The organism is Desulfovibrio biadhensis (genome assembly GCF_055388615.1).
In genome coordinates, this window is sequence record NZ_AP042477.1 from 1,142,572 (window position 1) to 1,167,677 (window position 25,106).

Below are 25,106 nucleotides of genomic sequence, written 5' to 3' on the forward strand. Positions count from 1 at the left end.
CTATCCCCATGCGTCAGGGGTGTATTTTCAGCCGGATTCGACTCTGTTACGTCCTGCTTCCTTTGCCTTATAAAGGGCGGCGTCGGCTTTTTGCAGCAACGCCTCCACATTCATTGCCCCTCCCTTAGAAGAGGCAACCCCTAAACTGATGGTGAAGTTCGCCTTTTGGCCCTGTATGTCAAGAACATCGCCTTCAACGGCGACACGCAGGCGTTCCGCTGCAAATAGAGCCTGCTCGCTGTCGGTTTCCGGCAACAGCAGTGCAAACTCTTCACCACCCAGTCGGGCAAACAAATCCTGTGCTCTTATCTGTTTCATTCCTGTTGCTGCGAACAGTTTCAAGGCCTCATCTCCAACCGAGTGCCCCCAGGTGTCATTAATCCGTTTGAAATGATCGATATCAATCATCACAATGCTGACCCAGTTGCCTGTTCTGGTGCTTCGTGAATGTTCCTTTGCAGCCATATCCATGAACTGCCGCCTGTTGGGAAGCCCGGTCAGCGCATCGGTGGAGGCCAACATCTTGAGTTTTTGTTCTGTTTCCTTACGCTCGCTGATGTCACGGATACTACCCACGGCGTACCATTTTCCGTTCACTTCAAAGGAGGCTACAGACAATTCCACATCAAGAGAGCTCCCATCACGTCGCTGCGCCCGAAACTCTGGTATCCTGCCGATAAGTTTACCTTGTCCTGTCCTGGCAAACATTTCCAGGCCACGGTTGGCTTTCTCCAGGAGGCTGTCATCGACTATCAGTTCGTGGATGTTTCTTCCCAGGCTCTCCTGTTCAGGATATCCGAACATTTTCTCCGCCGCCTTATTCCAAAACTGCACTTTTCCCGTATCATCAATCATTATCAAGGCGTCCAGGGACACCTCGCTCATGGTCATGTTTTTTTTCATGTTATCATAAGAAGCGGCTTCCGCTTCCAACGCGGCGCTTCTTGCCTTGCTCCAGAACCAGGTCACCACGCCCATTATGAGCAAAGCAGCCGTGAGCGCCATATACGCCCGGGACAACCATCCCGGTATGAGTTCCGATGGCGCAACCCTGCTCAAAAGTATCCATTCCTCCGCAGCAACCCCTTTGTCGCCCCGTTCGATGATGGTGACATCCAGCGGGTTCACACGGTGGAATGTGAACAGTCCTTCGGAGGTTGTGAATTGCCCGGAGCGGTCTTCCTGAATCTTTTTCCAGGCATTGGGGTACAAGGCCGGCAACCCCTTGTTTTTGCGGTCAGGAAGGGACATGCCCCACTCCACATCTCTGGTAGGGCCAATAATCCAGTCGCCGGCGTCATTCGTCATGAGCAATGTCCCTTCAGTAAGCTCCCTGGTGAGGGCATCCAGCATGGGCCCAGCCTTGAGGTTCAATACAACCACCCCGGTGCGGCTGTAGTCCGTATCAAACGTCGGCGCGGCAAGGCGAAGGATGGGATTGAAGGGCCTTTCAATACCGCCATTGTCTTGGTTCAAATTCATGGAACTGATATAAACGCCGCCAATGCCAAGCTGAATGGCTTTTTGAAAATACGGTCGATCGCTTTTGTTTTGCAAGGCATCGGCAAAAGTCAGGCGTGGCCCTTCATCGGTATCGTCGAAGCGGGAAACTTCCATACCTTTTTTGTCCAAAAAACGGACCTGATCAAACCCTTTATGCCGATGCATGAAGCTGAAAAACAGGTCTTCCAGAATAATCTGCGCAAAGCCCGCAGTTTCCGCGTTCAATATCCTGCTGGCCTGGTCCGCCAGAAAGGCGACATTTCCAATATAGAGGCCAGCCTGCGTCTGCAATACCCGTGTTCTGGATGTTACCAGCTCCAGCTTATTTCTAACGAGCGGAGATGATTTGAAGTCTCTACCCAAATGAGGGCCCCCGCCGTAATGATGAGTACGATCGCAATAACCAGAAAACGGGGGATAAACTGCCTTATGATATTTTTAACGTGCGAACGCGGCATCATAACGCTCCCATGTTTTCCGGCACCCCGGGAAGCGTTATGGTGATGGTGGTGCCTTCGGTCTGAGAACTTCGCATAGCAATTTTGCCGCCCTGCACTTCTGCCATGATTCTGGCTGAATACGTACCAAGGCCAGTGCCGTGCAATTTGCCTGAAGTCACGTATTTATCAAAAAAATTGTCGCGGATGCCTTCCGGCACCACGCCTTCGTTATGGACAGCGATGCTGACAACATTATCCCCGTTACCTCCGCTATAGGCAATACGCACCACCCCTCCTTGGGCAGAGGCTTCTATGGCGTTACGCACAATGTTTGCCAGCATGCTATAGCAGAGCAGCTCCTCCCCCCATGCCAAACAGGGAGTTGTTTCATCATATGGTCCACCGTCATGGGAAATCTCCACGCTGACTTCGGTGGATTCCAAAAGCGACCTGGATTCACGCAAAATGTCCTGCAGCAAGGCGCCCAGATTCACAGGTTGTGGGCAAACCTCATACAGACCGCTCTCAATCTTATACAGGTCCAGGGAAAGATTCACCATGCGCAGCATGCGCAAACCGCTTTCGCGCACATCCTTCAGCAGGTCGCGCTGCAGGTCGGTGAGGTTGTCGTCGCTTTGCAACAACTGGGGCACGCCTATTATGCCTGTGAGCGGTGTTTTCAGGTCGTGACGTGCGATACGATCCATGTCCTCGCGTAAGGATTCCGCCTGCTTGCGGGATGTAATGTCGGTAAACGTGCGGATGAAACCGCCCCCCTCCAGTGGATTGTGCCGCACCTCGATAAAGAGCCCTGCCTTCAATTCCAGTTCAAAAGAGCTGGATTCACTTTTTTGCGCAGATTCGATGACTTTTTTCTTAATGCGCTCATCCTGGCCGTACATGCTGGCCCACTCCTCCACCAGCACGCTGAAATCGGGGCCAGAAGCAAGAAGCCCGGGCCTGAACTGCAGCATTTCCTGCAATTGCCTGTTGGAAGCCAGAACTTTTCCTCCAGCATCGACCATTAAAATACCATGCTGCATGTTGTCCAAAGTGGCCTGCAACAGTGTGGTCTTGCGCAAGAGTTCGTCCTGCATCTGCTTTCTGAGGGTGATGTCTTCCTTCACGGCGACATAGTGGCTGGTGTTCCCTGCACTGTCGCAGGCAGGGGAGATGGAAGCCGACTCCCAGTATTCCTCTCCGGATTTACGCTTGTTGACGAATTCACCGCGCCAGGTATGTCCCTTTGCCAGGGTCTGCCACATTGTCTCGTAATATTCCTTGGACAGACCGCCCGACTTCAAAATGCGCGGATTGCCACCAAGCACTTCTTCGGCGGTATAGCCTGAGGTCTCGCAAAAGCGCGGGTTGACGTATTCTATGGTCCCGTCGGTGTTGGTAATGACAATGGAAGCTGGGCTCTGCTCCACGGCCAGCCTGAAAAGCTCCAGCTCAGCGGCCAGGTGCTCCTTTCCTGCTGTTTCCTGAGCCAGCGAGCCCACAAGGTCGGTCTGCTTGCGCCCGGCCCTGTAGAGCAGCCACCCCAGCAAGGAAAGGGCCACTACGCCAATGCCAATCAGAAGGATGATCAAAGCCGAAAACGATTGTTCGCCCGGTGACTGAGCAGCCCGCGCCGCTGCAGGCCAAAGAGTGAGAGCGCACCCTGCAGCGATGCAGCAGAGCCAATGAAGGCGCCGGCTTACCAATCCGGCAAGAGGGTGAGGCTTTTCAAGCCTCGTTAGCCAATCCATCAAAATACGTTCTTCCGTTTGCTTGCACCAAGGGATTATTCAAAATAGCCAACATCAGGTCATTCCTCAAGCCTTGCCCTACAGACAGTTTAGGCCCCGCCCTATTCCACACCGTATTTTTTCAATTTGTTATGCAACGTTACTCTGGAGATATTGAGTAATTTTGCGGCTTCACTCTTGTTGCCGCCTGTTTGCTCCAGAGTGGCCAGGATAGCTTCGCGCTCTATCTCTTCCAGGCTGCGCCCCCCTGCCGGTTCCATACGAGATACGCCCTCGCTTTCCGCAACCACCAGCGGCAATTCGTTCTCGCTTATGTAATCCCCCAGTGAGAGGATAACAGCTCGCTCCACAGCATTTTCCAGCTCTCTGACATTGCCGGGCCACTCGTGCTTGAGCATCATGTCCATGGCCTGTGGCGTAAATCCTTTCAGGGGCTTTTTGTTCTTTTCTGCAAATCGCGAGAGAAAATGCTGCGCCAAAAGCGGCACATCTTCCCTGCGCTCCCGCAAAGGGGGCACGCGCAAAGAAACCACATTCAGCCGATAGAACAAGTCCTCTCTGAACGTCCCTTGTTGCACCTCTTCCTTAAGGTCGCGATTGGTGGCGGCAATAATACGCACATCCACCTTTATCGGCGTATCACTGCCAACGCGCTGCACTTCACGCTCCTGCAAAACCCGCAGCAGCTTGGCCTGCATGGAAAGCGGCAATTCGCCGACCTCATCCAGAAAAATGGCGCCCTTGTCCGCTTGAACGAAACGCCCTTCCCTGCGTCTGTCCGCACCTGTAAAAGCGCCCTTTTCATGACCAAACAGCTCGCTTTCCAGCAATGTCTCAGTAAGGGCGGCGCAGTTCACCGTCACCAGGGGAACGTTCTTGCGCGGGCTGTTATAATGCACCGCCTTGGCCACCAGCTCCTTACCAGAGCCCGAATCGCCCGTGATGAGCACCGTGGCTTCGGTAGGCGCCACCATACCGATCATCTCCACCAGCTTGTGCATGGGTTCGCTTTTGCCAATGATTTCCGTAGGGGAGAAATCCTTGGGCAGACGTTTGCGCAATTCCCTGTTCTCAGCTTCGAGCCGGGTATGGTCCAGGGCGCGCCCCAAAGTCAGCTTCAATTCGTCAAAGTCCAGGGGTTTGGTGAGGTAGTCATACGCCCCTGCCTTGAGCGCCTCCACAGCGGTATCCACTGAGGAGTACGCCGTCATTATCAATACGGGCACGGCAGGATTATAGGCCTTGATGCGCCCCAGCGCTTCGATGCCGTCCATGACCGCCATGCGTACGTCCATGAGAACGGCATCCCAGGCGCGCTCCGTGACCATCTCCACGGCCTGGGCGCCGTCCGCTGCACCAGAGACCTCGTACCCCCATCCTTTGACCAGAATGGAAAGCGTATCGAGATGCCCTTTATCGTCATCTACAATAAGAATGCTTGGTTTTTTCATATTGCCTCGCCTTCCCCATCGGTCTGCTTCTGCTGGCCATCACCAAGGGGCAATGTAAGAAGGAACACCGCCCCTTTGCCTGGAGCGCTGCTTGCCTCCACACCGCCGCCATGGGCTTCCACTATTTTCTGGACAATGGCCAACCCCAGACCGGCGCCACGCGATTTGGTGGTGTAATAGGGGTCGAAAACGCGCTTAAGCACATCGGTGGGCAGCCCGGGTCCATTGTCTGCCACCTGTATGCGCGCATCCCCCTTTGATGTCGTATCTATGCTCACCTCAAGCTTGCCCCCCTCTTCCATGGCCTGAATCGCGTTGATGTACAGGTTCAAAAGCGCCTGGGTAATGCGATCCTGGTCCAGCCATACAACAGGGGGCGCATCAGTGGCGTCCAGCATCACGTCCACGCCTTTTGCCGCAGCATCCCGCCGGACAAGCTCCAGGGAGCGCTCTGCCAGGGCCGGCAGCGACGTTTTGACCCTGTTCAATTCAGAGGGGCGCGCGTATTCAAGCAATTGCGTTACGGCCCGGTTCAGCCGCTCCACTTCCTGCACCATTATTTCAGCCATGCGCTTACCGTCACTGCCCTCCTCGAAATGCGAACCGAAATAGGTTGCCGAGGCCTTGATGGAACTCAGGGGATTTCTGATTTCATGGGCAACGCCCCCTGCCAGACTACCGATGGCGGCAAGTTTCTCCGCCCTGCGCACGGCATCCTCCAACCGCTCGATCTCGCGCAAGTCGCGCAGCAGCAGAATGGCGCCGGCGTCGTCACCGTCTTCCGTACTGATCATGGTGCCGCTGATGCTCAAGGGCAGGGTCCCGTTTGCCCCCTGTTTTATCCTGAGCTTGGCGTCCACGATTTCTTCCCCAGTGCGCACACGTTCCAGCGCTGCCACCAGCTCAGGCGGCAGGCAGGTTTCAAAGCGTTCTCCCGGCGCAACACCACACTCAGCGCCCAACACGCTCTCTGCCACGTGGTTGACCATGGTCACGCGCCCTTCGGGGTCCATGGCCACAAGGCCTATGGGCATGTGCGTAACCACTTCACCCGAGAATGCACGAGCGTCCAGCAGTTGCTTGCGAGAGGCCCGCAACCGTTGTGACCAATACAGGGCGATGACGCCCCCCAACCCCAAGGCCAGAAGCGTTGCCGCCAATATGACGGTTGTGCGCACGTCCTGGGCGCGGGCTTCCTCAAATGGCTTAACATCCATGCCCACCAGCAAGACCGCCGGGTGCGGCACCTCGTCCGACTGCTGCGGCTCGCCCATCATCGTACAGAAACGCTGCCAGTTACGCCGCATCCGATCAGACCGGTCGCCTGGTATGCCGCGACCATGTCGCCCCATGCCGTGCCCTTCGCCATGTTCTTCTATACGTTCTCCATTATGTTCAAAGCGAGAGCGCAAATCCGAACGCCCCCTAGGCGGAACAAGGGGTGTAAACAATTTGTACACCCAAAATGTGCGCGTGCCGTCTGCAGCCGTGGTCACCTTCCATTTAAGATTTTCGTCTGCCTGCAACCCGGAAAAAGCGCCCTCTGCCATGAAATCCTGACCTATTGAGCCAGTATCGCTGCTGGCCCGCACCACGCCGTCCATATTGGTCAGGGTTATGCTTTCAATGCCCGGCAACATGGCGAATTGTTCCGTAAGTACCTGTATACGCGTCTCTGGATCTGTGCGCGCCATCATGCCGACCCTGGCGCCCGCCTCAAAAGACCTGATAAGCATCGCGCCCTTTTCCGTAAGTACTGTAGAGACAAACGCCCGTTCCCTGTTCACGTTATAAAAGGACATGGCCAGGACGATAACGGCCAAAATGGCTGCCACGCCTACAACCACAAAGGGGGAGGCATACACGTCCAGGCGATTATTGGAGGGAGATTTTCGAAACACCATATTCTTGTCCCCAGATAGTTACATGGGAGCGTGTTAACTTTTTATACGCTCGCGTTGTTCAGTGTATAATTTCTTTACATATCGGACAAGGAACCCGCATGATAATTTCCGACTTCTTTCCTTGCGCTTCAAGCTCAACAGCTTGAAATAAAATACTTTTATGCGATTATTTTCATTCTGGCACGGCCCTTGCCTTTACCTTGGCAAATGCAAGGAAAACACCAGACTTCCACATTGGTAAAAAAACACCCTTGCAACAAGGAGAGAAGCCATGAAAAAGTATATCGGAATCGCCATGCTGGCCCTGGTCGTTGCACTCGTGTCCTCCCAAGCATTTGCTTACCGCGGTGGCTGCCCTGGCGGCGGTCCTGGCAATGGTCCCGGCGCTGTGCAGCAGGAATGGACAGCTGACCAAAAAGCAGAATTTGACAAGTTTTTTGACGCCACCAAGCCCCTGCGTGAAAAGCTCTTTGCAGACCGTGTAGAATTGCGCGCCATCATGCGCTCCGACAATCCTGACGCCAAGGCGGCCCGTGCTCTGGCCGAGAGCATGAACGAGACTCGCAATCAGATTATTGCCAAGGCTGAAGAACTGGGCGTGAACGAATTCGCCGGTCCTGGCTCCTGCCTGGGCGGCCGTGGTGGACGCGGTTTCGGTCCTGGCCATGGTGGCTACGGCCAAAAGGGCTACGGCCCCGGCAATTGCCCCGCCTACAATACAGATGACAATGGTCCCCGTGGTTCTCGCGGCAGCCGTTGCGGACGCTGGTAATCCCTGATTAAACCAGAAAGAAAGGGGAGGCGCATACCTCCCCTTTCTCACTTGCCAAGCATACTTACCCATTTTTGAATTTTACAACGTGCTGCTGCAACGCAACACAAACAACGAGGAGGCACACATGACTTCACGCATCATCAACATCGTCCTCCTGTTGCTGCTCGTCATGTTTTTGCTGGGGGCCTGTGGCCGTGGCTTTGGCGGATACGCCCCTTTCAGTGGAATGTGGCATTCCTCCGGCCACGGAGGTCACGGCGGTTACGGTGGCCATGGCGGCTACCACGGTGGTCAGGGTGGCTACGGCCAACAGGGAAACACCTCCGGCTGGCAACCAAGACACTATACCTACTAAACAGCCAGCGCTAAGACGCGTCAGCAACAGCTTCACGCAAAACAGTCACTAACGACGGTGCACAACCGCCGATAATCATATCCGGGAAGGAGCCATCCTTCCCGGTTTTGCTTTTTATTGCGGGGGCGAAACAGAAGACGGCTACACCACAAGGCGTCGCCGCATGGCCCACAGAGCCAGCCAGCCAAAAACCAACGTAAAAATGATGAGATACCCCACATTGAGCCAGGCACTCGATTCCATGAATCCCAGAGAGGCCCAGCGAGTCAACTCCACCAGATGGTAAAGCGGAAACAGCAGCGAGATCAGGCCGGCCCAGTCCCCTATGCCTGATACCGGGAAAAAAGTTCCTGAAAACAAGAACATAGGCGTTATGAATAAAAAGATTGGAAGATTGAACATGTCTATGGAGGGAATGATGCCGGTAAAGAACATTCCCACGGCGCCAAAGCCTAGGCCCGCGACAAAAGCCAATGGCACGCACCAGAGCCCCGTGGGAAAGGCTACGAATCCCAAGGGCATGAGCACCAGCAGCATCACGGCGACAGCACCGGCAGCCTTGGTGGCAGCCCAGCATATTTCTGCAATCACTATCTCTTCCAGAGAAACGGGCGTTGCCAGAATGGCGTCAAAGGTCTTTTGATAATACATGCGCACGAACGAAGCGTATGTGGTCTCGAAAAAACTGTTCCACATTACGGCCGTGGCCACCAGGGCGGGCGCCATAAAATCCACGTAGCTGAGTTTTTCCCCTGCGTAGGCAACGCCCCCCACCAAACCGGAAAAACCCAGACCAAAAGCCAGAATATAGAAGCCGGGCTCCAGAAGCGGCACCAGGAAGTTGACCTTCCAAATGCGGCGATAGGTAACCAGGTTGCGACGCCAAACGTACAAGAATCTCCAGGAAAGCGCATTGGCGCGTACAGATTTCATTCGCGCAGCTCCCTGCCGGTCAACCGAAGGAAGACGTCCTCCAGGGTTGCCGGTCTGAATGTGCAGGCCTTGTTGCAGAACCGCTCCCGCACGGTTTGCTGCAGTGCGGCGTCCACGGCGTAAACAACCACCCGTTGCTCCAGTGTTTCATGCTTTAGCGTGTGCTGCTGCAGAAACTCCAGAACCTCTTTGTCCGGCGCTTCTATTTCTATGACCGCCCCACCAACATGCTCCTCAATGAGTTTACGGGGGGCGCCTTCCACAAGAATTTCCCCGTGATCCATGATTATCAGCCTGTCGCAGAGTGACTCGGCTTCCTCCATGTAATGTGTGGTCAGCAGCAGTGTAAGGCCTTTCCCCTTCAGATGACGCAAGCGCTCCCACATCTGGTGGCGTGATTGCGGGTCCAGACCGGTTGTGGGCTCGTCCAGAATCAGGAGCTCCGGCTGCGAGATGAGCGCCCGCGCCAGCATCAGCCGGCGAGCCATCCCCCCTGAAAGCTCCATGACTTTTGCCCCCCGTTTATGGACAAGGGCGAAGAAATCCAGCAACTCCTCGCAGCGTTTTCTGGCAATGGCTTTGGATATGGAGAAATAACTCGCAAACAGCATGAGATTCTGCTCAACGGTGAGGTCTGGATCAAGGGTATTGTCCTGCTGGCACACCCCAATCCTGGAGCGAATGTCCCGCCACGATGTCGCCACATCCAGCCCGAAAACGGAAATACTCCCCGATGTAATGGGTGAAAATCCGTATAACATTCGAATCATGGATGTTTTGCCAGCACCATTGGGCCCGAGCAAGGCAAAGTATTCTCCCTCGCCAACGGTGAAGCTAAGGGAGCGCACGGCTTCCACGCTGCCGAACCGCTTCTGCGCCTTTTCCACACGGACTATGTTCATGCCGTCAGTCTCACAATTTCCTTGTATCCCAGTTCTAATCGCAAGAATCATTCAAAAACACTGCAAAAAGCAATAGTCACCATACCCGAATATTCATGAAATTATAACAGGTACGTTAACGAAAACGCCACTCAGAAAGTGCCTCATGGGGTACCTCACCAGGAAAACACTCGACTTCCACCGGTTATTCTTTCACCATGTTAAAAAATTTTCAAAACAAACGGGCATTTACCCGCTATTTCAGGAGGACTTTATGAGTATCAGCGGTAAATTATTTTTTGGTTTCAGTGCGCTGACAATAATACTGCTCATCCTCACCTTTCAGTCATATCTCGGCAACAGCAAAATGAATAATTTTACTGAAAACCAGATGTCCCGCGCAATTGACGCATCTGATGGCGCCATGGAATCACGCATCAACTACCTACACATCATTTGGAGTGTATTGACGGGCGCTGCAGCAATGGAAGAGGAAAAGCTCGCTGTTGCCCACGCCAGGTTTGAAAGTGCCCAAGATGGCTTTGCAGAAACCATCGTTTCCCTGGAACATTCGCAACTCGTTCCTGGCGACAAGTTGCAAAATATAAAAGATCTATTTGAACAACTGGTCAATCAGGGTGAAACGCTCTTTAAATCGCATGCGATTTCCATGGCTCAAATGGAAACCCTAGACGGCAATGTGGCGACATTTGCAGAAGCCTGCATCAAGGCCGACCTCCCCGCAACCGTTGTGCATCTTGTTTGGTCTTACGCCATGGCAGCCAACGATTTTGCCGCCTACGGCGAAGAGCCTGTCCTGAAGGAAGCGCTTGCTTTGGGGCAAGAACTTGCACTGGTCGAGTTTCCTTCTGAACTCGCTGCCATGAAGAAAAGCGTGGTGGACAGCGCGACTACCCTCATCGAGTCATCTGTCACTACCTTTGCTTCTCGAGAAAGCTTTCATCAGACTGCAGAGCAATTGGACAAGGCCATGGAGATTGTCGAGGAAGGCGGCGATGGTTTTCAAGGCGCCGATGATTTTGTGAGCGACCTTTTCAAAACACTGCAGACAAATACTCGGGAATCCTTGAGAACTACAATGCTTTTCAGCGGCATAGGCATTGTCTTGGCTGTGGTCCTGGCGCTGGTCATCACGCGCTCCATCGTTGGTCCGGTCAAAAGAATACGCGACTACACCCTGACAGTGGGGCAAGGCGACCTCGATGCCTCCGTCAAAGGCTCGTTCAGTGGAGAGCTGGCCTCCATGAATGATTCGCTGCAAAAAATGGTTGCCAGTCTTAAAGAAAAAATGCTTGAGGCCCAAAAAAGCAGCGAACAGGCCGAGCACCAAACGCAGCAGGCGCTACGCGCCAAGCAAGAGGCGGAAGAGGCCAAACGCCAGGCAGAAAACGCCAAAAGTGAAGGGATGCTGCAAGCAGCCAACAGGCTGGAATCCATGATAGAGCAGACCACCACTGCCACCCAGGAACTTTCCGCCCAGGCGGAACAGATAAGCAATGGCACTAATGAGCAAAGTGACCGCGCAGGCGAAACAGCTACAGCCATGGAAGAAATGAGCGCCACGGTCATTGAAATAGCCCGCAATTCAGGCAGTGCAGCCGAAAACGCAGAACAAAACAGACACAAGGCCCTGGAGGGCAAGGACGTTGTGGCGAAGACCATTGAGTCCATCATGGAAGTGCAAGGCAATACCGCCGAATTGTCCATGGTCATGAACGATCTTGCGGATAAGGCAAACAACATCGGGCAGGTCATTAGCGTCATCAACGACATTGCAGACCAGACCAACCTGCTGGCCTTGAACGCCGCCATAGAAGCTGCTCGCGCAGGCGAGGCGGGCCGTGGTTTTGCCGTGGTGGCCGATGAAGTGCGCAAGCTGGCGGAAAAAACCATGAGCGCAACAAAAGAAGTTGGCACAGCCATCAGGGGCATTCAGGATTCCGTGCATACCACGTCGGAAAAGCGCGAAAAGGCCGAAACCGCCTTGGACACGACAATCGAACTTGCCCAAGCCGCCGGTGGGCTGCTGGGAGAAATCGTGAACATGGCGGAAGACGCATCGTCCATGATCTCGAGTATCGCGACAGCTGCGGAAGAGCAGTCCAGCACGGCCGAGGAAATAAACCGCAGTGTTGACGCCATCAACAACATTGCAGCAGATACCGCCCGCAGCATGTCCGAGTCCGCCGCGGCTGTGGAAGATCTTTCGCGTCAGGCACTGGCCATGCGCCAGTTGCTGGAGGATTTGAAGTCCGAAGCAAACGCCTGATCTACAGAACTCGCCAGAGCAAAAAAAAGGCCGACCGTCTCACAGACGGCCGGCCTTGTTCTTTTGCAGCTATAGGGACTGGGCTTAGCCCAGCTTTGCCTTTACGGCCTGCCCCACCTGCTTGCCAAGGGCATGGCAGGTAGCCAGGTCGTCATGTGTGGGCACATGCTTGACCTTCACGGGGTCGCCCACAAGCTCCACATGCATGGCCTGGAGCCATTCGCTGATGATCTTAACGGATTCACCGCTCCAGCCAAAAGAGCCGAAAGCAGCGCCCACCTTGTTCTGAGGCTTGAGCCCCTTCATGTAGGTGAGCATCTTCGCCACATTGGGCATGATGCCGTTATTGTGCGTGGGGGAACCGACCAACACAGCAGCAGCATTATGAATCTCCGTCATAACACGGCTGTGATGGTTTGCCTTCAGCCCCATGATCTTCACACTAACGGCTTCTTCTTCCAGCCCCTGGGCCACGGCCTTGGCCATGGTTTCGGTGCTGTGCCACATGGTGTCATAGAAAATGACGGCCTTGTTGTCGGGCTTTTGCTCGGCAAACTTGCGGTAGCTCTCCAGGGCATAGCCCACATCGTCACCGCGGAACATCAAGCCATGGTCGGGACAGATAACGTCCACTTCCAGCTTCATCTCGGTCACCTGGTCCAACGTTTTGAGCACGATGGGCGAGAACGGCAACACGATGTTTGCGTAGTAGTGGCGCATGACGTCATCCAGCATGGGGCGCGGGATCTCGTCCGCATACCGCTCCGTGCTGGCGATATTCTGACCAAAGGCGTCGTTGCTTATCAGCACCTTGTCCTGAGGAATGTAGGAAAACATGCTGTCAGGCCAGTGCAACATGCGGGTTTCCACAAAGTGTACATCCCGCTTGCCCAGGCTGATGGAATCGCCCCCTTTCACCACCTGGACAGGCCAGTCCTCGTAGTGAAAGTGAGCTTTCATGGCCCTTTCGCCCATGGGCGAACAGAATATCTTTTCCGGATTGCAGCGCTCGATAAGAGCCGGCAGGCTACCGGCATGATCCGGCTCCAGGTGGTTGACGACGATATAGTCGATCTTGCCCGGATCGATCACGTTGGCGATGCGGCACAGCAGATCGCCCTTGTGTTCGGCCTTAACGGTATCGAAGAGAGTTACCTTCTCGTCGATGACCAGGTACGCGTTGTAGGTGGTACCCTCAGGGGAGCGGGAATACCCGTGGAAGTCACGGCTCATCCAGTCCACCGAGCCCACCCAGTAGATGTCTTTCTTAATTTCCAAAGGCTTCATAAGCTATCTCTCGTGTTACTTGCTCACAAGGCATTAGGCCTTGGAGAATTCAGACTTGGGTGCGCCACAGATGGGGCAGACCCAGGAATCGGGAACCTTTTCCCAGGGGGTGCCAGGAGCCACGTCGTTATCGGGATCGCCCTGTTCAGGATCGTATTCGTAGCCGCAGACATTGCAGATGTACTTGTCCATATCAGTATTCCTCCGTGTAATCGTTTGTAATTAGGCTTCTGCCTTCCACAGCCCGTGAAGATTGCAGTATTCGCGGGCAGTAACCTTGTCAGCTTTGATGCAGAACGTCGCTTCGGGCGCGTCGCCAGGATTCAGGAACTGGCGATAGGCCTTGCCGTCAGCAACGAGTTCGATCCATTCGATCCAGTGTTTTTCTTCCATGGGGTGAGCCACAGAACCGACAGTGACCTTGTAACCATCAGCGGTCTTTTCGATCACGGGTACGTGCTTTTCTTTTGCGGCATCAACGGTGTTCTCGGTGAAAAGCTTCATGGGTTCGCCGCAGCAGACCAATTCACCGGCGCCGCCGTGCAGAACTTCAATAATGTTGCCACAGGCCGCGCATTTGTAAACTTCCAGTTTTTCAGCCATGTCAAATTCTCCTTGTAAGCAGGTGGTAGTACGCTTTTAGTCCATGGAAAGTGCCGGTTAAGGCTGCCAGTCGTGGACATAAACCTCGTAATGAGCCTGGGGGTGGGCGCAGGCGGGGCACAGGGCCGGAGCCTCCAGTCCTTCGTGCAGGTAGCCGCAGTTGCGGCAGCGCCACGTTACCTTTTCAGGACGTTTGAAAACGATACCTTCATCAATGGTCCGGGCAAGCGCCAGATAACGACGCTCATGGTATTCCTCGGCGCGGGCGATGGAGGAAAAAACCGTCGCAATGTCATTGAACCCTTCCTCTGCAGCAATCTTTGCAAAATTCGGGTACATCTCGGAATGCTCATAATTCTCGCCCGCGGCGGCATGCCGCAGGTTCTCGCTGGTACCCTTGATAATGCCTGCGGGAAAAGCGGCAGTGATTTCAAGATCACCGCCTTCAAGAAACTTGAAAAGCCGTTTGGCGTGTTCTTTTTCGTGTCCGGCAGTCTCATCGAAAATGGCCGATATCTGTACAAAACCTTCTTTTTTGGCCACTGAAGAGAAATATGTATAACAGTTACGTGCTTGTGACTCGCCTGCAAAGGCAGTCAGCAGATTTTTTTCTGTTTGCGTTCCTTTCAAAGATGCCATTGAAATCCTCTTGTTTCTCAATCACTTTTTATTTTGTTTATCTTAACATCAACAAAGCTGCCACAAAATCAGCGTACCATAATACATATTAAATTTCTTTCGTCCAGACAATGATAGGGTAAAAATACGACGTTTTCGTAGCAGCGCTTCAAAAAAAAAGGCCCCCTTCGTCCAAAAACCAAGGGGGCCTGTGTTTTTCGTGTAAGCCGCTATTTTTTGCGGAAGCTTTCCACCAGTTCGCTCAGCCGCATGGCCATGGCCGAAACCTCCTGGATGGCCTCATTGGCGCTTTGCACGCGATCGGTGGCGTTCTGAGCCAAATCATTGATGTTGGACACACTGCGGTTGATTTCATCACTGGTGGCGGATTGCTCCTCAGAAGCAGCAGCAATCCCCTGCACCATTTCGCCTATGCGTCCAAACTGCCCCACAATGGATTCGAATGTCTGCCCGGCGCCTTGGGCGCGATCCGTACTGCTGTCAACAAGCGACCTAGTCTGGGCCATTTCGCTGACGGCAACCTCGGTGCTGTGCTGGATATCGCCAATGGCGCCTTCCACTTCCTTGGTAGCGCTCATGGTCTTTTCCGCCAGCTTGCGTACTTCGTCGGCAACTACGGCAAAGCCCCGGCCTGCCTCGCCGGCACGGGCAGCCTCGATGGCGGCGTTCAGGGCCAGCAGGTTGGTCTGGTCTGCAATGTCGTTGATGACATGCATGATCTGACCAATATTTTCAGCTTTCACTGCCAGGTCGTTAAGGCTTTCAGAGAGCTTGGTCGCCCTGTCCGAGACATCGCGCGTTTCGTTCACAGTGCTGCTTATGGCTTCGCCACCTTGCCGGGCCACCTGGTTCGCTTCGTCCGAAGCCTGAGCAACCTGGCCGGCATTGTTGGCGACTTCCAGGACCGTGGCGTTCATTTCTTCCATGGCAGTTGCCAGGGAATGTGTCTGCCCGGCGGTTTGCTCCATGCTTTGCGTTATCTGATGCATTTCGCCGGCCACCTGTTCGGCGGCGTCGGCCATCTTCAAAGCCACCTTGGTGACTTCATCGCCCACACGCTGCAAATTCTCGCCATGGGCCTGAATGCGGGCCTTGTCCTTTTCTTCCTGGGTGAGGTCGATCATGACGCCGATTGCGCCTGTGACACTATCCGTCGCATCCCGCAGCGGTGAGACCTCGTAATGCAGCGGAAACTCCACCCCGTCGTCGCGCTTATAGCGCAGCACACCGCTTTTGCTGCGTCCCTGCGCCAAAACGGAATCGGTGATGCTGCCACTGCCCTGTCCATCGGGGAACAGGCTGGCCACAGTGACGCCTTTGGCCTTTTCTTCGCTTTTACCCAGAATGTTGCGCATGGGCGGGTTGATGAAGTCGATAACCCCTTTCCCATCGGCAACAAAGAGAGGAACGATGATGCCCTCCAGCACGCTCCGGTTGTACTCGAGCTGGTCGCGGATGGTGCTGACCATGTTTGAAAGCGCACGGGAAAGCTGTGCGATTTCGTCGCATCCGTCGCAATCAAAGCATACCGAGTAATCACCCGATTCTATGATCTGGCTGGAATTGGCGATTGCGCGGATTCTGTTCACCACGCCGAACTTTACGAAAGTCAGCAACAAGAACAGCAGTATGATCAGGCCGCCAAGAGAAATCATGAGTCCTTTGCCCTGGATGCTTGCAAGAACTCCCATCTGCTTGCTGATGTCCTGGAGCATCACCATGCTGCCCAGAATGGGCTGTGCCGAGCCATGGCAATGGTGGCAGGATTCTTCATTGGCCACGGATGTAATTTCTACGAAGTACGGCGTGCCGCCAAGTTCCTGCAGTTCGCCTTCCTTGATTTTACTTTCAAGGCTTTTCTGGAAAAGCGCATCGAACTTGGGGTTTTCAAAAAGAGTGACGATGTCCTTGCGCAAATCGCCCGAGGACGTAGAATAGGTAACGTTTCCTTTGTAATTAGTAAGATAGACCTTGATATTTCTGAACTTCTCAGCAACGAGATTGAACTGTTCCGTTGTCCCCTCGTTGTCGCCTATGCTCATTGGCTGGCTGATAGAAGAAAACAAAATATCCGATGTTTCTTCAGCGCTTTCGTGAATGAGCTCAAACGTGCTTTCACGCTGCCAAAAGGAGTTTGCAAAAAAGAGCGCGGCGAAAATTATCAATAGGAGAAGCGAAATAAAAAGACCTATCTTAGCGCCCAGGGAACTGCGAAGCCATTGCATTTTCCCTCCCCCTTTGGTTAGTGAGCGCCGCCGTGCAGCAGTGGCTTAAAGTTGAATGCACTCACCCGCTCTTCATTATGGCAGGTTTCGCAATCAGCAAGAGATAATTTCCCTTTGATGGATGTGGGGTCACCCCCGGATTCGACATGTTCAGCGCCTGGCCCGTGGCATACCTCGCAGCCGGCGTTTCCCAATTCCGGGGTTTTTTCGTAGCTGATAAAGCCCCCAGGCTGTCCATAACCTGTGGTATGACAGTAATAACACTCCTCGAGTTCCTTTTTCGTCAGGTCCGAGGCCATGATCTGGACACTTTGAGAAGACTTTGCTTTTTTGGCGTACTTTGTGAAATTTTCGTATTCATCAGGGTGACAATCTGCACACGCATCCGATCCGACATACGTTCTTTCCTGGCTTATCCCCATACTTGCCCAGAAAAGGCAGCCCACTGCAAATAAGCCGGCCAGCAATAACCGACTCCAGGGGTTCCGTTTCATGGTTCTCTCCTCCCTTTTGCCCTGTCATCCATCTTGATACGTTGGATACAGACATCCCCCCCAGACATACTGCCCTGCAAGAAAACAACAGCACAATTGAATTATGGTTGTGTTTCTTCCATACACCTTTTTTAGGAAGTATCTCGTTGCTACAAAAGCGTCAAGGATTAAAGAAAAAAGGAACAATCTCCTATCGACTGTTCCTATTTCTAAAAAGTTTTATGGCCATAACAGTTTTTACCAGTTCATGCTTCCCTTCCATGCAGCAGCAAGGTCAGCCACAGAAGCATCCATGTAGGGAGCCCCGTTTGAAAGTACATGAAGCTGTTGTGCTTCCTGTACCGTGCCAATCCGGGCCATAATCTGCCCCTTGAAGCAGGATTCAAAGCCCTGAATATCCTTTTCCTGCACCGTCACCAGCAAACGGCTTGCGCTTTCACTATACAAAATATTGAGTGGCCCGGGGCGACCATCAGATCCGACTGCAGGGACCTTGTCCAGCTCTATGCTGGCGCCCAGCCGGCCGCCGATGCACATTTCAGCAAGCGCCACAGCCAGGCCTCCGTCCGAAAGGTCATGGCACGCCGTGACCAGTCCGGCGTCCACAGCCTTGAAAAAGGACAGATAACGCTCGCGGGCGTCCAGACAATCAACATGGGGCACGGAATCGCTGTAAAACCCGAGTTCGTCCGCCAGTTCACTGCCGCCCAGCTCAGCCCGTGTCAGCCCCAGCAGGTAAACAGCATCCCCCGGCTTCTTGAAATCGCTGCTCACAGACTTGGAGGCATCGGGAACCACACCCATGACGGAGAAAAGCACGGTTGGGGGAATGGAGATCTTGCGCCCCCCGCCTGTGTAGTCGTTTTTCATGGAGTCTTTGCCGGAGATGCACGGCACGCCATACGCCTGGCAAAAATGCTTCAGCGCCAGGTTTGCGCGGACGAGCTGGGCCAGTTTGTAGCGGCCGTCCGGGGTTTTTTCCGACTGAACAGGATCGCACCAGCAAAAATTGTCCACACCTGCCATATGCCGCAAATCCGCACCGACGGCGACAGCGTTGCGCACTGCTTCGTCCACGGCATTGGCCATCATCCAATAGGTATCCAGATCACTGAACTTGGGGCAGATGCCATGGGAAATGACCAGTCCTTCCTGCTTATCCAGCAAGGGGCGCATCACGCCTGCATCTCCCGGCCCATCGCTCAAGGCCCCCACCAGAGGCTTTATCACGCTGCCGGCCTTCACCTCATGATCATACTGGCGGATGATGTATTCCTTACTGCAAATATTGAAACGCCCCAACATGCGTTGCAACAGGGAGACATTTTCCACCCCTGCTGTCTCGGGTTCGCTTCCGGAAACAAGGGAGTTCTTGCCCGCAGCCGCAGCCGGCTTTTCCCAAACCGCTTCCAGCTGCATCTGGGGAACGCCTTCATGCAGAAAATCCATGTGCAACAAGGCCACCGGCTTCTCACCGTAGCTGATGCGGAGTATGCCGTTGTCCGTGAAACGCCCCATTGCCGTGGCCTCCACGTCCATTTCTTCAGCCAGGGTCAAAAAAGCTTCCAGCTTGTCCTGTGGCACGGCAAGGGTCATGCGCTCCTGGGCCTCGGAAAGCAGAATCTCCCACGGACGCAACCCATCATATTTCAGGGGCGCCAGTGAAAGGTCCAATTCTACGCCGCCAGTCTGCTCCGCCATTTCACCAACAGAGGAGGAAAGGCCGCCTGCGCCGTTGTCGGTGATGGCGTTATACAGTCCAGTATCGCGGGCGCGCATCAAAAAGTCATACATTTTACGCTGGGTGATGGGGTCCCCTATCTGTACGGCAGTGGCCGGAGAGCCTTCGTGCAATTCCTCGGAGGAGAATGTGGCGCCGTGGATGCCGTCTTTGCCTATACGCCCTCCTACCATGACGACTGCGTCGCCAACTTCAGCCTCTTTTTCATGGCTGGGGCGGCCGGCGACTTCCTTTGGCATCATGCCCACCGTGCCGCAAAAAACCAGGGGTTTGCCCAGGTAGCGCTCGTCAAAAACAAGGCTTCCATTCACCGTGGGGATGCCGGACTTGTTGCCCCCATGCTCCACACCTTCGCGAACACCTTCCAACACGCGCCTAGGGTGCAACAAACGCGGGGGCAGTTCCCCTTCCCAGGTGGGCGCGGCAAAGCAGAACACATCGGTGTTGCAGACCATCTGAGCGCCCATACCGGTGCCCATGGGGTCGCGGTTCACGCCCACAATGCCGGTAAGCGCCCCACCGTATGGATCAAGCGCCGAAGGGCTGTTGTGGGTTTCAACCTTGATGCAGACATTGTAGTCATCGGTGAAACGGATCACGCCTGCGTTGTCTTTGAACACGTTAAGGCAGAAGTCGTCTGCTCCCTTTTCGGCGCGAATGCGGCTGGTGGGCTCAAAAATGCAGGTCTTGAACAGGCTGTCTATAGTGCGCTTGAGACCGGTTTCCCTGTCATCATAGTCGATACGCGCATTGAATATCTTGTGTTTGCAATGCTCGCTCCATGTCTGAGCAAGGCATTCGATTTCCGCATCAGTGGGGTGTTCCGGGAAGCCGGCTTCCTTGCGCAAGGTCTGGACTTCTGAAGAAGCGAAATGATCGCGGATGCAGCGCATCTCTTCCAGAGAAAGGGCCAGAACGTTTTCACGACTGAAGGCCATGAGCTGTTCATCGCTCATTTCCGTCAAGGCAACGGTTTCCACAGTGTCCAGAGCCTCGCCTGAAACCTTGGCGGCAACGGCCGGGAACCCGGGTTCCCGCGTCCATTCCGTCGCGCTCTTGATGTCGTGGCGCTGGATGAGGTCGTTGGCCAGCAAGCCGGTGGCGATGCGCCCTGCGTCTTCTTTTTCCAGGGAACCTTTAATAAGATACTGGGTGGCGGTGTAGACGGCCAGGCCTTTGCGGGCCCCTTTGTCCAGCCCCAAAACCAATGCGGCGGTATCTGTGGCGGTGCGGCCTTCGTTGTCAGTGACACCAGGGCGGAAGCCCACCTCGATGACCCAGTCGAAGGCGCCGGAAGCAAGCGGTTCGAGCGAGGCCTGCTGCAGCACGGGATCATGCAGGGCGCAGTTATCGATGAGAGATTGAATCTGTCCGTCTTCCAGGCCTTCGATGGTGAAAACTTTGAGGCAACGCACCTCTTCGAGTTCATAGCCCAGAAATTCCTTGACCTTCTTGGCCACTTTGCGGCCCATGACGTCAGTAACGCCAGCACGAAGGCCGACTTCGATTCGCCGAATCATCGCGACTCTCCTTTAGGGCATGTCGACCTTGGAAAGGTCGTTATGCTCACTGCACTTCCCTGAAATCGGTGATTGTTTCAGGCAAAATTCAAATTTCAAGATGAAAATGCGCTCGCAGCCTCGCCGCAGGAATTCGCAGGGGAATCGATAATAAACATTGCAGCGTGACTACTTCTCGCGTGTCAAAACGTAATTGAGGACCATCTGCAATAGGTCCTTTTCGCGGCTGTCAGGAAACATGGACAAGGCCTTGCCGGCACGCTCCAGATAATCGGCAGCAAGCTCTCTGGTTTTGCTGTCTCCTCCAATGTCTCTGATGGCAGCAACGAGTGCGTTATAATCCTCTTCACTGGTGGAGACATTGCTCAAGCGCTCCAGAGCCCAGGCCCTGTCGGCGTCGCCAGCCTGTTGCAGGTAGTACAGCAGGGGCAAGGTCACCTTGCCCTCACGCAGATCGCGCCCCACAGGCTTGCCAAGCTTTTCCTGGCTGGACGCATAATCGAGGGCGTCATCCACCAACTGAAAGGCAATGCCCAGAAAAAGGCCATAGTCTGCGGCTGCCTGCTCCACATCCGGCGAGGCATCACAAGCAATGGCGCCGCAACGGCAGGCGGCCTGAATGAGGTAGGCGGTTTTTCCGGTAATGATTTCTATGTAGCCGTCTTCCGTAAGGGAGGCGTCACGAATGTGGGCGATCTCAGCGATCTCCCCCACAGCGGTATTGATGATGGCTTCTGCAATGCAGGTGGTGAGTTTTGGGTTGCCCGTATCGGCCATCAGCTTGTTGGAAAGGGCCAAAAGGGCGTCACCCGCAAGGATGGTGGTGGAAACGCCATGAATTGTATGCGCGGCAGGCGCCCCCCGTCGCATTTCCGCACCGTCCAGGATGTCATCGTGCAGCAGCGTGGCTGAATGCAAAAACTCCAGGGAAGACGCCATGGAGTAAAGCGCTTCATCCTGCCGTGTGCACCCCAGACTACGGGCGACAAGCAGCAGCAGCAATGGCCGGAGTCGTTTGCCACCGCCAGCAAACACATCCCGGGCTACGGATCTGACAAGTGGGTGTAATTTCTCTATTTCTGCGCTGAGAAACTTGTTGACCCGGGGCTGCTCCGCCTCGAAAAAGCCGAAAAGCTCGTGCATGAAGTCACTAGTACCCGTATTTTTGCCGGAAGGGCAAGAGCATTGCGCCCGTGGCCCTGCACGGTCGCGTCACTGTTTTTCAACAAGCAACAGCTTTCGCCCGGCGTCCAGATGATCCTCGCGTAATATCCTGCCTTTGCGCAAGCGCAGGATGGCCCGCATCTTTTTTTCCTGCTCCGGCCCGATTTCCAACGCCAGACGTCCTCCGGCTTCCATATCCCTGAGACGAAAACTCGCCTCGGTATATCCACGTCAGCAATCTGTCCAGCAGACAATTCGCTCTGCCATAAGAAGCCCCCCGGCCTACAACCGCCAGTAGGCGATACCTGCTGCAGCGACCTCGGCCGGGTCCAGCACGGCCTTCACATCCAGCAGCAGGCACTTGTCCTTGTCGGCAAACCAGGAGCGCATGGTCTGCAGGTCGATTTCCTTGTATTCGTCATGGGGCACGGCCAGAATCACAGCATCGAGGTCATGCAGATCTTCCATGCTGCACAAGTCCAGACCGTACTCATGTTTGGCTTCTGCCGGATCGGCATCGGGGTCGTGCACCAGCACTTCCACATCGAACTCGTGCAATTCCTCTATGACGTCGATCACGCGCGTGTTGCGCAGATCAGGCACGTTTTCCTTAAAGGTCAATCCCAGGACGGCAACCCGTGCTCCACAGATGCGGCAGCCGCTCTTGTTCATGCGCTTGATGGCGGACTCGGCCACGTATTTGCCCATGTAATCGTTGATGCGCCGACCAGCGAGTATCACCTGAGGATGCAGGCCAAGGGACTCTGCCTTGAAGGTCAGGTAATAGGGGTCAACGCCGATGCAGTGCCCCCCGACGAGCCCGGGGAAAAAGCGCAGGAAATTCCATTTGGTGCCGGCAGCTTCCAGCACTTCCTTGGTATCGATGTTCATACGCTCGAAAATCAGCGAAAGCTCGTTCATGAGCGCAATGTTCAGGTCGCGCTGCGTGTTTTCAATGACCTTGGCAGCCTCGGCCACCTTGATGCTGGAAGCCCTGTGCACCCCGGCCTTGACCACGGTGCCATAGAGTTTCGCCAGCAATTCGCTGGTTTCTTCGTCCTGTCCGGCAACCACTTTTACAATGGTCTCCAGGGTGTGCTCCTTGTCACCGGGGTTGATGCGCTCCGGAGAGTACCCCACTTTGAATCCTTCGCCACAGCGCAAGCCGGAGTGCTCTTCCAAAAGCGGAATGCAGACTTCCTCGGTAAGCCCGGGGTAAACCGTGGATTCAAATACGACAACAGCACCTTCACGCAGGTTTTTACCTACCAGGGTGGATGCCCCGGAGACATAGTCGAGGTCCGGACGCCGATGTTTGTCGATGGGCGTTGGAACAGCGACGATGACAACACCGGCACGCTTAAGCGCAGCAGGATCGTCCGTATATTCGATGGTCGCGTTTTGGAGCTTGGCGTCTTCCACTTCACCGGTACGGTCGTGCCCTTCCTTGAGCTCGCGCACACGACTGGGCGAGACATCAAAGCCAATGACGTCAAAATGCCTGCTCATGGCCACTGCAAGTGGCAACCCTACATACCCAAGCCCCACAAGGGCTATGGGCAATTCTTTATTCTGCAAAGATGTAAAATCTATCACGTGCGTTCTCCTTCCAGAAGCGCCGAATATATGCTGAAGGGATATTCAGCTTTTTACTAACCTGTTCAACATTCTGGAATATTCACAACCAACATCTCATGAATGGCAAGCCGCCATTGAGTATGTTAGAGAATGTCCATGGAAATTAATTGGAAACTCCTTTTCATGGCCATTGGCCTGGCGTTCGTCATCGAGGGACTGCCCTATTTCCTCATGGCCGAAAAATTTCCGTCACTGCTACGCAACCTGGCGGAAAAACCACCAGCATTCTTGCGATTCATGGGCCTTGGTTCGATACTCCTCGGCCTTGTCGTCATCTCCCTGGTCCGCGCAATGTAAACGAACCTCACCTATCAGCAAAGCAACTGCCCATAACGCAATACCCTGCCGGCAACAAGTCGTGCAGGGGGGTATTCGCTATTTCCCTTTGCCGGATTCCGGCCCTTGTTTTTCGCTAACATGCAGGTACACGATGCCTGAAAGCATCGGCCTGTAATAAACCTTGTCAAAGCCGGCCTCAAGTAACTCCTTGGCCAGTTCCGGAGCGGGCGGAAAGGCCAGAATGGTATCCGCAAGGTATGTATACGCGGCGGAATCCCCGGAAACTATGCGCCCGACCAGGGGAAGAATCCTGCGCAAATAAAAATTGTACACCCCTTTCCAGATTCTGCTTTTGCCCGTGCCGAATTCCAGGATGCACATACGCCCGCCGGGGCGCAGCACCCGCATGGCTTCCGCAAACGCTTTGGAACGGGGCAGGATGTTCCTGATGCCAAAGGCGATGGTAATACAGTCCACACTTGCCGCCGGCAAAGGAAGTGTCCGTCCGTCGGCCAGGGCGGCTGCAACGGAAGACTCCGACGAGGACTTCGTACGTTTGGCTTTGTGCACCCCCCGCAGCAGCATGGGGTAGGCAAAGTCCATGGCCAGCACCGAAGCTTTCGGATGCTGCCGCAAAATCTCCAGACTTACGTCCATGGTTCCGGCGGCCAGGTCCAGCACCAGCCAGTCATGCTGGCCGGGCGCCTTGCGCACCAGCCTGACCAGTTGATGCCGCCAGTAAATGTCCAGTCCCAGGCTGAGCACGTGGTTGAGCAGGTCATACCAGCGCGCAATGCGGCCGAACATGCCGGAAACCCTACGGCCGTGGTCGTCCGGGCCCGCAGGAGCAGGATGCAATGAAGTGGCTTCAGACATGCGTTGGAGTTATCTTCGAAAAATTATCCAGTAGTGGCGCCTCAGGCCTTGCCCGAGCCTTCTCCGGAAGCGCCGGCATCTGAAACGGCAGTCTTTGTCGTCACCACGTGGGATTCGCCCTGTTTAATGGCGTCGAGAACATCCTTATGGATTCCCGCAAAAATCTCACCAAAGTTCTGCGGCGATACCCGCCCCACTTCGATGAACTTCACCACTATTTCCTTGGCCACCTGCAAGGCCTGCTTGTTATGCTTGTCCATAAATGCGCCTCTGCATGGGGGATTCTACCCCGACGTAGATGAACCACGACCGGGAACCACCCGTTTCCATACCCGCATAGTGCGGGAGTGCGTTGCA

The 25,106-nt window shown here is 54.6% G+C and carries 22 protein-coding genes; 3 read left to right on the plus strand and 19 right to left on the minus strand.

Going from position 1 to position 25,106, the window contains the following annotated elements; genetic code table 11:
- Positions 1-27 precede the first annotated feature (27 nt).
- The 4 genes from ACZ5EH_RS05040 to ACZ5EH_RS05055 all read right to left on the minus strand — a co-directional run bounded on the left by ACZ5EH_RS05040 (position 28) and on the right by ACZ5EH_RS05055 (position 7,049).
- The gene (locus ACZ5EH_RS05040; RefSeq protein ID WP_464277042.1) at positions 28-1,728 is read right to left on the minus strand and encodes a sensor domain-containing diguanylate cyclase; all 1,701 of its coding nucleotides are present in this window, start codon (positions 1,726-1,728) and stop codon (positions 28-30) included.
- A 232-nt stretch (positions 1,729-1,960) separates the two neighbouring features.
- Positions 1,961-3,694 carry a PAS domain-containing sensor histidine kinase gene (locus ACZ5EH_RS05045; protein ID WP_464277043.1) on the minus strand — a complete coding sequence of 578 codons (1,734 nt, stop codon included), beginning with the start codon at positions 3,692-3,694 and terminating at the stop codon, positions 1,961-1,963.
- Positions 3,695-3,795: 101 nt separating this feature from the next.
- On the minus strand, positions 3,796-5,145 hold the full coding sequence (locus ACZ5EH_RS05050; protein WP_464277044.1) for a sigma-54-dependent transcriptional regulator: 1,350 nt from the start codon (positions 5,143-5,145) through the stop codon (positions 3,796-3,798).
- Positions 5,142-7,049, minus strand: a complete 1,908-nt coding sequence (locus ACZ5EH_RS05055) for an ATP-binding protein (RefSeq protein WP_464277045.1) — start codon at positions 7,047-7,049, stop codon at positions 5,142-5,144. Before ACZ5EH_RS05055 ends, ACZ5EH_RS05050 begins: the two co-directional genes overlap by 4 nt.
- A 271-nt stretch (positions 7,050-7,320) precedes the next feature.
- Here ACZ5EH_RS05055 and ACZ5EH_RS05060 point away from each other — a divergent pair, with 271 nt between their 5' ends.
- Positions 7,321-7,821 carry a Spy/CpxP family protein refolding chaperone gene (locus tag ACZ5EH_RS05060; RefSeq protein WP_464277046.1) on the plus strand — a complete coding sequence of 167 codons (501 nt, stop codon included), beginning with the start codon at positions 7,321-7,323 and terminating at the stop codon, positions 7,819-7,821.
- 133 nt (positions 7,822-7,954) lie between these two features.
- Here ACZ5EH_RS05060 and ACZ5EH_RS05065 read toward each other — a convergent pair whose 3' ends face one another.
- The 3 genes from ACZ5EH_RS05065 to ACZ5EH_RS05075 form a co-directional block, all read right to left on the minus strand.
- A complete protein-coding gene (locus tag ACZ5EH_RS05065) occupies positions 7,955-8,167 on the minus strand; it encodes a hypothetical protein (RefSeq protein WP_464277047.1) in 213 nt (70 codons plus the stop codon).
- Between the two features lie 153 nt (positions 8,168-8,320).
- Complete coding sequence (locus ACZ5EH_RS05070) at positions 8,321-9,112, minus strand: ABC transporter permease (RefSeq protein ID WP_464277048.1); 792 nt, start codon at positions 9,110-9,112, stop codon at positions 8,321-8,323.
- Positions 9,109-10,014 carry an ABC transporter ATP-binding protein gene (locus ACZ5EH_RS05075; protein ID WP_464277049.1) on the minus strand — a complete coding sequence of 302 codons (906 nt, stop codon included), beginning with the start codon at positions 10,012-10,014 and terminating at the stop codon, positions 9,109-9,111. Before ACZ5EH_RS05075 ends, ACZ5EH_RS05070 begins: the two co-directional genes overlap by 4 nt.
- A gap of 253 nt (positions 10,015-10,267) precedes the next feature.
- Between ACZ5EH_RS05075 and ACZ5EH_RS05080 the strand changes: the two genes are divergently transcribed.
- The gene (locus tag ACZ5EH_RS05080) at positions 10,268-12,283 is read left to right on the plus strand and encodes a methyl-accepting chemotaxis protein (RefSeq protein ID WP_464277050.1); all 2,016 of its coding nucleotides are present in this window, start codon (positions 10,268-10,270) and stop codon (positions 12,281-12,283) included.
- Positions 12,284-12,367: 84 nt separating this feature from the next.
- On the opposite strand, the gene ACZ5EH_RS05085 is transcribed toward ACZ5EH_RS05080, so the two are convergent.
- From ACZ5EH_RS05085 to ACZ5EH_RS05130, 10 genes are all read right to left on the minus strand, one after another.
- Positions 12,368-13,570 carry an FprA family A-type flavoprotein gene (locus ACZ5EH_RS05085; protein WP_464277051.1) on the minus strand — a complete coding sequence of 401 codons (1,203 nt, stop codon included), beginning with the start codon at positions 13,568-13,570 and terminating at the stop codon, positions 12,368-12,370.
- Positions 13,571-13,603: 33 nt separating this feature from the next.
- On the minus strand, positions 13,604-13,762 hold the full coding sequence (gene rd, locus ACZ5EH_RS05090; protein WP_464277052.1) for a rubredoxin: 159 nt from the start codon (positions 13,760-13,762) through the stop codon (positions 13,604-13,606).
- Between the two features lie 30 nt (positions 13,763-13,792).
- A complete protein-coding gene (locus ACZ5EH_RS05095; RefSeq protein ID WP_464277053.1) occupies positions 13,793-14,173 on the minus strand; it encodes a desulfoferrodoxin in 381 nt (126 codons plus the stop codon).
- A gap of 57 nt (positions 14,174-14,230) precedes the next feature.
- On the minus strand, positions 14,231-14,812 hold the full coding sequence (rbr, locus tag ACZ5EH_RS05100) for a rubrerythrin (RefSeq protein WP_464277054.1): 582 nt from the start codon (positions 14,810-14,812) through the stop codon (positions 14,231-14,233).
- Positions 14,813-15,021: 209 nt separating this feature from the next.
- Positions 15,022-17,037: a methyl-accepting chemotaxis protein gene (locus tag ACZ5EH_RS05105; RefSeq protein WP_464277055.1), complete on the minus strand. Its 2,016-nt coding sequence runs from the start codon at positions 17,035-17,037 to the stop codon at positions 15,022-15,024.
- Between the two features lie 17 nt (positions 17,038-17,054).
- Positions 17,055-17,531 (minus strand): multiheme c-type cytochrome, encoded by a 477-nt coding sequence (locus tag ACZ5EH_RS05110; protein ID WP_464277056.1) that lies wholly within the window; start codon positions 17,529-17,531, stop codon positions 17,055-17,057.
- A gap of 237 nt (positions 17,532-17,768) precedes the next feature.
- On the minus strand, positions 17,769-20,792 hold the full coding sequence (locus ACZ5EH_RS05115; RefSeq protein WP_464277057.1) for an AIR synthase-related protein: 3,024 nt from the start codon (positions 20,790-20,792) through the stop codon (positions 17,769-17,771).
- A 168-nt stretch (positions 20,793-20,960) separates the two neighbouring features.
- Positions 20,961-21,935 carry a polyprenyl synthetase family protein gene (locus tag ACZ5EH_RS05120; protein WP_464277058.1) on the minus strand — a complete coding sequence of 325 codons (975 nt, stop codon included), beginning with the start codon at positions 21,933-21,935 and terminating at the stop codon, positions 20,961-20,963.
- Positions 21,936-22,004: 69 nt separating this feature from the next.
- Complete coding sequence (locus tag ACZ5EH_RS05125; protein WP_464277059.1) at positions 22,005-22,151, minus strand: hypothetical protein; 147 nt, start codon at positions 22,149-22,151, stop codon at positions 22,005-22,007.
- An 87-nt stretch (positions 22,152-22,238) separates the two neighbouring features.
- Positions 22,239-23,552, minus strand: coding sequence for a nucleotide sugar dehydrogenase (locus ACZ5EH_RS05130; protein WP_464277060.1), 1,314 nt, complete (start codon positions 23,550-23,552; stop codon positions 22,239-22,241).
- 138 nt (positions 23,553-23,690) lie between these two features.
- On the opposite strand from ACZ5EH_RS05130, the gene ACZ5EH_RS05135 reads away from it, so the two are divergent.
- On the plus strand, positions 23,691-23,891 hold the full coding sequence (locus ACZ5EH_RS05135; protein ID WP_464277061.1) for a DUF2065 domain-containing protein: 201 nt from the start codon (positions 23,691-23,693) through the stop codon (positions 23,889-23,891).
- A 78-nt stretch (positions 23,892-23,969) separates the two neighbouring features.
- Here the strand turns inward: ACZ5EH_RS05135 and ACZ5EH_RS05140 are convergent, their stop codons facing one another.
- Together ACZ5EH_RS05140 and ACZ5EH_RS05145 are read right to left on the minus strand one after the other, a co-directional pair.
- Positions 23,970-24,749 carry a ubiquinone/menaquinone biosynthesis methyltransferase gene (locus ACZ5EH_RS05140; protein WP_464277062.1) on the minus strand — a complete coding sequence of 260 codons (780 nt, stop codon included), beginning with the start codon at positions 24,747-24,749 and terminating at the stop codon, positions 23,970-23,972.
- A 41-nt stretch (positions 24,750-24,790) separates the two neighbouring features.
- On the minus strand, positions 24,791-25,009 hold the full coding sequence (locus tag ACZ5EH_RS05145; protein WP_464277063.1) for a hypothetical protein: 219 nt from the start codon (positions 25,007-25,009) through the stop codon (positions 24,791-24,793).
- Between the last annotated feature and the right edge of the window lie 97 nt (positions 25,010-25,106).